General features: G+C 53.0%; 4 protein-coding genes. 1 reads left to right on the top strand and 3 read right to left on the bottom strand.

Features of this window, described 5'->3' with window-relative positions:
* Positions 1 to 20: 20 nt before the first annotated feature.
* Entirely contained in the window at positions 21 to 920 is a 900-nt protein-coding gene (locus DW922_RS02030) for a LysR family transcriptional regulator (protein WP_118543195.1), read from the bottom strand.
* Between the two features lie 276 nt (positions 921 to 1,196).
* On the opposite strand from DW922_RS02030, the gene DW922_RS02025 reads away from it, so the two are divergent.
* A complete protein-coding gene (locus DW922_RS02025) occupies positions 1,197 to 3,581 on the top strand; it encodes a phosphoketolase family protein (protein WP_195714986.1) in 2,385 nt (794 codons plus the stop codon).
* A gap of 198 nt (positions 3,582 to 3,779) precedes the next feature.
* Here the strand turns inward: DW922_RS02025 and DW922_RS02020 are convergent, their stop codons facing one another.
* Together DW922_RS02020 and DW922_RS02015 are read right to left on the bottom strand one after the other, a co-directional pair.
* Positions 3,780 to 5,522, bottom strand: a complete 1,743-nt coding sequence (locus DW922_RS02020) for a [FeFe] hydrogenase, group A (protein WP_118725648.1) — start codon at positions 5,520 to 5,522, stop codon at positions 3,780 to 3,782.
* Entirely contained in the window at positions 5,516 to 7,348 is a 1,833-nt protein-coding gene (locus tag DW922_RS02015; RefSeq protein ID WP_118725647.1) for an NAD(P)-binding protein, read from the bottom strand. Before DW922_RS02015 ends, DW922_RS02020 begins: the two co-directional genes overlap by 7 nt.
* Between the last annotated feature and the right edge of the window lie 14 nt (positions 7,349 to 7,362).

Below are 7,362 nucleotides of genomic sequence, written 5' to 3'. Positions count from 1 at the left end.
GTGAACTGCCGAATGGCAGTTCACACGGGGCTTATTTCTTTCGCGAATTTCTGGAATGCCTTGGATGCCACGCTCTGCGGATATTCGGAGTCGGAGATCAGCAGGATGTTCCGTTCCGGAAACTGCTCCTGCACCTGGATCTGGAAGATGTTTCCGGCGGCGAGTTCGCTGTGGGCGAAGGCCTCGGGGATGAAGCCGATCCCTAAGTTGTGGCGCACGGCGGGCAGGATCAGGTCGGTGGTGGCCAGCTCCATGTCGGGCGAGAAGGAGAGTCCGTACTGCGCAAAGTAAGTGTTTAAAAAAGTACGGCTGATGGATTCTGAGGTCAGGCTGATCCAGGGGTAAGAGGCCAGCTCGCGCAGGGAGACCGGATGACCTTTCAGTTCCGAGAAGCGTTTTCCACTGATGAGAATATCACGGTAGGTGTGCAGCTTTTTCATGCGCAGAGGCTCAGAAATATGGAGCGGGAGAGAAGAAACTACGGCAAAATCCACCTTACCGTCCCGCACAGCCTGGATGGAATCCTGGGTGCTGTGATTTAAGATCTGGAAGTGGACCCCGGGATATTCCTCATGGAAATTTTCCATAGCTTCAAAAAGCCAGGAGTGGAGGGCGGTTTCTGTGGCGCTGATGGAGATGCTGCCATTCTCCAGCTGCAGCAGATCACTCAAGTGGCTTTCAGCGCGGAAAAACTGCAGGCATCCGGCGGAGACGTATTCAAAGAAGCGGCTTCCCTCGGCGGTCAGTTCCATTCCGGATTTGCTGCGGATAAAGAGACGGCAGCCAAGGTCTGCTTCCAGCTTGTGGATGACGCGGGTTACGGCAGGCTGGCTGGTGTTTAAAGCAGCGGCGGCGCGGGTTAAGTTGCCGTATTTTGCGACATAGTAAAAAATTTTATAGTATTCGAAATTAGATGTCATGGTATATTCTCCAAGTTTATCAGTCTGTTTTTCTCAAAAAGTTGTCTCCATTATATTACAGAAATCAAGGAAAATCCACGGTTTGCGGCATATCCATATCAAATTGATATGAATATAATGCAGAAATTGCATTTTACAGATTGGATTGTATGTGCGAAAATACAATGCGTAAACGTTAGAAAAATAACAAACCAAAATTTTTGAGCAAGAAACGCAACGTTTCCCATGTTGCGCAGACAGCAGCAAAACGACGTAAGCAAAGAAAGAGGTAAGATCATGGAGAACAACACCTGTCTGGAAAAGCAGCCTCTGTGTGAGGAAATGCTGGAAAAGATGAACGCCTACTGGCGTGCGGCAAACTATCTGTCTGCCGGTCAGTTATATCTGTTAGATAATCCGCTTTTAAAGAAACCGCTGAGCATGGATCAGATCAAAAAGAAAATCGTAGGACACTGGGGAACCGTTCCTGGCCAGAACTTTGTGTATGTGCACTGCAACCGTGCCATCAAGCGCTATGATCTGGATATGATCCTTCTTTCCGGCCCGGGACATGGCGGCAACTTCCTGATCGCCAACACCTATCTGGACGGAAGCTACAGCGAGGTATATCCGAATATCAGCCAGGACGAGGAAGGTATGAAGAAGATGTTCAAGCAGTTCTCCTTCCCGTGTGGTGTTCCGAGCCACTGCGCTCCGGAAACGCCTGGTTCCATCAACGAGGGCGGCGAGCTGGGTTATTCCATTGCGCATGCATTTGGCGCCGTGTTCGATAACCCGGACCTGATCGCAACGGTAGTTGTAGGTGATGGCGAGGCAGAGACCGGACCGCTTGCGACTTCCTGGCAGTCCAATAAATTCTTAAACCCGGTCACCGATGGTGCAGTTCTTCCAATCCTGCACTTAAATGGTTACAAGATCAGCAACCCGACCATTTTCTCCCGTATCCCGCATGACGAGATTAAGTCCTTCTTCGAGGGCTGCGGCTGGAAGCCATACTTTGTTGAGGGCGATGACCCGATGACTATGCACAAGAAGATGGCAGAGACCATGGACGCTGTGATCGAGGAGATCAAGGCTATTCAGAAGCATGCAAGAGATGAGCAGGACCCGGAGCGTCCGAAGTGGCCGATGATCATCCTGCGCACTCCGAAGGGCTGGACTGGTCCGAAGGTAGTAGACGGACAGCAGATCGAGGGCTCCTTCCGTGCCCATCAGGTGCCGATCAGCATGGAGAAGCCGGAGCATTTACAGCTGTTAGAGGAGTGGTTAAAGAGCTACCACGCAGAAGAGCTGTTTGATGAAAACGGACGCCTGATCCCGGAACTGGCTGAGCTGGCTCCGAAGGGCAATGCCCGTCTTGGCGCAAACCCGCATGCAAATGGCGGACTGCTGCTGAAAGACCTGCGTCTCCCGGATTTCCGCGAGTATGGCATTCCAGTTGAGCCGGGCAAGACCAAGGCTCAGGATATGATTGAACTTGGCGGCTATATCCGTGATATCTTTAAGCTCAATGAGGACAGCAAGAACTTCCGTATCTTTGGACCGGATGAGAGCATGTCCAACCGTCTTTACAAAGTATTTGAGGAGCAGAACCGCGACTGGAACGGCGAGCTGCTTCCGACCGATGATAAGCTGGCAAGAAATGGCCGTATCATGGATGGTATGCTGAGTGAGCATATGTGCGAGGGCTGGCTGGAAGGTTACCTGCTGACCGGTCGTCATGGCTTCTTCGCAAGCTATGAGGCATTTATCCGTATCGTGGATTCCATGGCTGCGCAGCACGCAAAGTGGCTGAAAGTCTGCAACCAGCTGTCCTGGAGACGTCCGATCGCATCCTTAAACTTCATCCTGACTTCCAACGTATGGCAGCAGGACCACAACGGATTTACCCATCAGGATCCGGGATTCTTAGACCATATCGCTAACAAGAAAGCAGACGTTGTCCGCATGTATCTCCCGCCGGATACCAACTGCCTGCTGTCCTGCTTCGATCACTGCATCAAGAGTAAGAACTATGTGAATGCGATCGTTGCATCCAAGCATCCGAGCTGCCAGTGGCTGTCCATGGAGCAGGCTGTAAAGCACTGCACCCAGGGTATCGGTATCTGGGAGTGGGCAAGCAATGACTGCGGCGAGGAGCCGGATGTTGTTATGGCATGCTGCGGCGATACTCCGACCCTGGAGACCATGGCTGCCGTTACCATTCTGAGAGATGAGCTTCCTGAGCTGAAGATCCGCGTTGTAAATGTGGTTGACCTGTTCAAGATGGAGTCCGACCATAAACATCCGCACGGCTTAAGCGATGCAGAGTACGATGCAATCTTTACTCCGGATAAGCCGGTTATCTTCGCATTCCACGGTTATCCGACCCTGATTCATGAGCTGACCTACGAGCGCAACAACCACAATATGTCTGTTCATGGTTACCAGGAGGAAGGTACCATCACGACACCGTTCGACATGCGTGTCCAGAACCAGCTTGATCGCTTCAGCCTGGTGAAAGATGCCGTGATGCATCTGCCGCAGCTTGGCAATCGTGGTTCTTTCCTGATCCAGAAGATGAACGACAAACTGGTAGAGCACAAGCAGTACATTGCCGAGTACGGTCAGGACCTCGAAGAGATCCGCAACTGGGAGTGGCATGTACCGGTAGAAAAATAAGTACAGATGATAGTGAAACAGAAGTATTATATATAGAAGAAACGCCGTCCGCAAAATGGGCGGCGTTTCTTTGTCTAAAAAAATCAGCGGAGGTGCCGGTGGCACCTCCGCTGATTTGGCAGTTGTGGGTATACCGCAGGGCGGCACACCATATTTAGAAGGATAATGAGGAAATGAATTACATCGCACGAACCGTCATTACTCCGGATCGTGCATGGACCATGCATTGTGGTCCGTGTGTAAGATCATGTGGGACTTGTGGGAAAGAGGATGTTCAAGGAAATCCTGGTACAGCTTTGCCACGTCCTGATTCTCATGGGAGAACCGGATCTTACTGTTTTTGTCGAGGAAGTGCAGGTTTTCACCGCGCACACCTGCAAGTTCTTTGCCGTCACAGATCGGCTGTCCGCCGCCGCCGACACAGCCGCCGGGGCAGGCCATGATTTCTACGAAGTCATAAGATACATCGCCGCGCCGGATCGCCTCGAGGAGTTTTCTTGTGTTGCCGAGGCCGCTGACAATGGCGGTGCGGACCGTGGTTCCGTTAAAGTCGAGGTTTGCTTCTGTGAGTGCATAATCCTCATTGACGGTACGGATGTCATCAAAGAAATCCGGGTCCGGATTTTTGCCGGACAGGGCATGGTAAGCGGTTCGAAGTGCCGCCTCCATGACACCGCCGGTTGCGCCGAAGATGACGCCGGCACCGGTCCACTCCTGCATGAGGCTGTCTGGCTTTCGGTCAGTCAGCACTTCCGGCCGGATGTGGGTTTCGCGGAGCATGCGTGTGAACTCTCGTGTGGTCAGCACAATGTCCACGTCTTTCCCTGCGTATTCTTTATAGTAGAAATCCATGTTTGCCTCTGCCTTTTTTGCAACGCAGGGCATAACGGATACGGTCACAATATTTTCCGGGTCCACGCCGATGGACTGGGCGAAGTAGGTCTTCATGACAGCACCAAACATCTGCTGCGGGGATTTCGCGGTCGAAAGCTGCGGAACCATCTCCGGGAACTGGGTTTTTACAAAACGCAGCCAGCCCGGACAACAGGAGGTGAACATCGGCCAGTTGTTTAAGGAACCGCTCTGGAACCGCTCCAGAAATTCGGTTGCTTCTTCCATGATCGTTAAGTCGGCGGAGAAGGAGGTATCGAACACGTAGTCCGCGCCCATGCGCTTCCAGGCATCTAAAATCTTGCCGACGGTAGCGTCTTCGCGTTTCATTCCCATGGCTTCGCCCCATGCAGTGCGGACAGCGGGAGCAATCTGGACTACAACGGTTTTCTTTTCATCTGCAATGGCATCCCATACTTTTTCGGTGTCATCGCGCTCGCGCAGGGCGCCCACCGGACAGTGGGTGATGCACTGGCCGCAGAGGGCACAGTCTGCATCGGTGATCTTGCGGTTGCCTTTGACATTGACGGTGGTTCTGGAACCGGTACTGGTCACATCCCAGATACCCAGTCCCTGCACTTTATCGCAGACCTGGATGCAGCGCATGCACTTGATGCACTTTTCCGTGTCACGGATGAGCGGGAAATTCTTATCCCATGGAGCATGTTCTACACGCTCTTTAAACGGAAGGTCGATGATGTTTAAGTCGTTTGAAAGCGTCTGCAGGGTACAGTTGCCGCTGCGGACACAGGTTGCGCACTTAAAGTCGTGCTGGGAGAGAATGAGCTGTACATTCTGTTTTCTTGCCACACGGACCCTCGGACTGTTTGTCAGGATTTCCAGTCCCTCCTGCACTTTATTGTTGCAGGAGGTTACCAGCTGCTCTTTTCCGACAACCTCCACGAGACATACGCGGCAAGCCGCAATCTCGTTGATATCTTTTAAATAGCAGAGCTTTGGAATGTCGATTCCTGCAAGGGCAGCCGCTTCCATAATGGTGGTTCCCTCCGGAACCGAGATTTCGTTATGATCGATCTTTAAATTTACCATCTGTTTTCACGACCTCCTTTGAAGATTCCATAGCCGAAGTGATCGCAGCCGAGGCAGCGGCTTGCTTCCTGTCTTGCTTCTGCTTCGGTCATGCAGTTTTCCACGCCTTCGAAATCGCAGACGCGCTCGCAGGCCTCGCGCTCGGTCATATTGACACGGCCGCATGGAATGCGGTCACGCAGATCAGGCTCCGGAAGCACAACATCGCAGCTGATCGTGTGACGGAAACCAAGATATTCGTCGATGTTTGCCGCAACGACCTTGGCAGCGGCAATGGCTTTGATGACGGATGCCGGGCCGGACGCGCAGTCGCCGCCTGCAAATACGCCAGGCATATTGTCGAAACCGCCGTAGCGCTCGGTCTGGATCTTGCCGCGGTTGACCGGAAGACCGGCTTCCTCGAAGTGCTGGAATTCAATATCCTGTCCGATCGCCACGATCAGGGTCTGGCACGGAACAAAGATATCCGGCTCGCCGGTCGCACGCACACTGGCTCTGCCGCCTTTGATCTTGCTGATCATCTGCGGGGTGACATAGACACCGCGCACATGGTTGTTTTCATCGACATCGATCCGGGCCGGAGCCATCAGGGTTTTTACTTCAATGCCCTCGGCAACAGCGCCTTCAATCTCACCCGGAAGTGCAGTCATATCAGCTACACGGCGCCGGTAGAGGATAGAAACCTTCTTTGCGCCGAGACGTTTTGCTGTTCGGACTGCATCCATGGAAACGTTGCCGCCGCCAATGACAGCAACCTCCTGTCCGCTCAGATCCGGATTTAAGTTCTTTCCGACATCACGCAGGAAGCGGACTGCGGAGATGACACCTTCTGCAGATTCTCCTTCAATGCCAAGCTTTTTATCTGTGCTTGCGCCGATGGTGATGAGCACGGCATCGTATTCCTTGCGCAGTTCCTGAATCGTAATGTCAGTACCGATTCGTTTTCCGTACTCGACTTTCACACCAGTCTCTAGAATGGCGTTGATATCGTCATCAAGACGCTCCTTTGGCAGACGGTAGTTCGGGATGCCGTAGCGGAGCATGCCGCCCAGTTTCGGGAGCATTTCAAAAACGGTGGTCTGATGTCCCATGAGCTGTAGGTAATAAGCTGCGCTTAAGCCGCCCGGGCCGCCGCCGATGATGGCAATCTTTTTGCCGGTGGAAGCAGCACAGGCTGGCGGAGGAACTTTGCCAGCATAATCTGCTGCGAAGCGTTTCAATCCGCGGATGTTGACGGCGTCGTCAATGATGTTTCTGCGGCAGCGGGCCTCACACGGATGTTCACAGATGAAGCCGCAGGTGGTCGGAAATGGATTGTCCTTGCGGATCAGACGGATGGCATCGGCGTAGCGGCCTTCGCGTACCAGGGAAACGTAACCCGGAATATCCACATGGGCCGGGCAAAGGGAAACGCACGGAACCGGCTGCGTGTAGTTGCAGGTACAGCGGCCCTGATGAACGTGCTCCTCATAGTCTTCACGGCATTCTTTTAAGCTTCGGTATACGGTATGGGCAGCTTCGTAGCCAATGGCACAGTCAGCACCGTTCATAATGCTCTGGGACAGTTCCTCCATGAGCTTTAAGGTTTCCATGGTGGCTTCCCCGTTCATAACATCGGTGAGCAGGTTCTTTAACTGCCACAGACCGACACGGCACGGGACACATTTGCCGCAGGTGTGGGTGTGGCACATCTCCACAAAGGCTCTGGTCATGTCAACCGGGCAGAGACCTGGCGGACTGGATTCGATTCGGCGTTCCAGGTCTTTGTACAGCTCCTCAATCATGAGCTGAGCCTGGTTGGGACTGGTGATTTCCAAACGACTCATAGTAGGTGTTCCTC

This window comes from Clostridium sp. AM42-4 (assembly GCF_003480105.1).
In the GTDB taxonomy this organism is placed as follows: Bacteria; Bacillota; Clostridia; order Lachnospirales; family Lachnospiraceae; genus Brotaphodocola.
This window is presented reverse-complemented; position numbering and strand designations above follow the sequence as displayed.

Coding starts and splice junctions, on each gene's coding strand:
- DW922_RS02030 (WP_118543195.1), bottom strand. CDS start 920: ATGACATCTAATTTCGAATACTATAAAATTTTTTACTATGTCGCAAAA.
- DW922_RS02020 (WP_118725648.1), bottom strand. CDS start 5,522: ATGGTAAATTTAAAGATCGATCATAACGAAATCTCGGTTCCGGAGGGA.
- DW922_RS02015 (WP_118725647.1), bottom strand. CDS start 7,348: ATGAGTCGTTTGGAAATCACCAGTCCCAACCAGGCTCAGCTCATGATT.
- DW922_RS02025 (WP_195714986.1), top strand. CDS start 1,197: ATGGAGAACAACACCTGTCTGGAAAAGCAGCCTCTGTGTGAGGAAATG.